This window comes from Helicobacter sp. 13S00482-2, assembly GCF_002272795.1.
Lineage (GTDB): Bacteria > Campylobacterota > Campylobacteria > Campylobacterales > Helicobacteraceae > Helicobacter_J.
The window spans coordinates 1-1,157 of the sequence record NZ_MLAT01000048.1 but is presented as its reverse complement, the minus strand read 5'-3'; the positions used below and the strand labels follow the sequence as shown (position 1 = coordinate 1,157).

The 1,157-nt window shown below is 29.5% G+C and carries 2 protein-coding genes and 1 pseudogene; all 3 read left to right on the top strand.

From position 1 onward, the window contains the following. Positions 1-115 precede the first annotated feature (115 nt). Complete coding sequence (locus BKH42_RS09040; protein ID WP_095296262.1) at positions 116-481, top strand: ASCH domain-containing protein; 366 nt, start codon at positions 116-118, stop codon at positions 479-481. Positions 482-630: 149 nt separating this feature from the next. Continuing rightward, positions 631-879, top strand: coding sequence for a DNA adenine methylase (locus BKH42_RS09035; protein ID WP_095296261.1), 249 nt, complete (start codon positions 631-633; stop codon positions 877-879). 141 nt (positions 880-1,020) lie between these two features. Next, positions 1,021-1,157 (top strand): annotated as a pseudogene (locus BKH42_RS09030) (S26 family signal peptidase); the annotation flags it as partial.

Sequence of the window (1,157 nt, the reverse complement as noted above, 5' to 3'; positions counted from 1 at the left end):
ATGTTGAAAAAAGTTTTGGTTTAATTGATATAGTACTTAAGAAATTCGTGTTGAATCTAGAAAATGATTCAAATATAATGATGGAAAGAAATATTAAGTCAGGAGAAATAATCACATGAAAGCATTATTATCAATTAAGCCAGAGTTCGCTGAGGCGATATTTACTGGAAAAAAGAAATTTGAATATCGAAAAGTCAATTTTAAAAAAGACATAAAAACAATCCAAGTTTATGTAACTAAACCTGTGGGAAAGATAATAGGTGAATTTGAGATTAAAAGAATTATAAAAGATGAGCCTCACTCTCTTTGGAATAAAACCTATAAATATTCTGGAATTAACGAAGATTTCTATGTCGCTTATTTTGAAGACAAAAAAATAGCCTATGCTATTGAGATTGAAAACGTTAGGAGATATGATAAGCCATTAAATCCTTATCTAAACAAAGATTTCAGGGCTCCACAGTCTTTTAAGTACATATAGGCTACACTCCTAAATACTTATTTCTCCTATAGCTATAAAAGACGGTATTAAGAGAATGGATTTTTGGAGATAACCTTTGCTTTCAAACATAAAAATACAGGAGAGAGAACATATAAAACTCAAGCATTTGTAGTTTTATTTGCCAAGCTATGAATTATATCGGTTCAAAATTTAAACTTCGTGAGTTTTTATACACACACATATATCGTGTATTGCAAGAAGATGATTATAAATCATTGAATGAATGCATATTTTGTGATATGTTTGCAGGAACAGGGGTGGTTGGGAGATATTTTAAAAATAAAGTCAAGCAAGTTTTAGCAAATGACAAAGAGTATTATAATTTAATGTTTAGTGCTAAACATTTGTGTCGGACTTTAGAAATTTTTAAGCAATAAAATGACTTAAAAAAGTCACTCGTTTTTCTTTGCTCTCAACGTATTTGGTATAAACCCAAGTTGATATTATTACGAAAAAGTGCTAACATACATCATCACATTACTTAGAATCCGAATCCGTACATTCTTATAAGGAATAAAATGAAATTTCTAAAGTTTATGTATAAATTTTGTGCGAGTTGGACAGGCACAATCATTATCGTATTGTTTATAGTGTTTTTTATTGCACAGGCCTTTATTATTCCTTCTAGGTCTATGGTAGGGACTTTATATGAAGG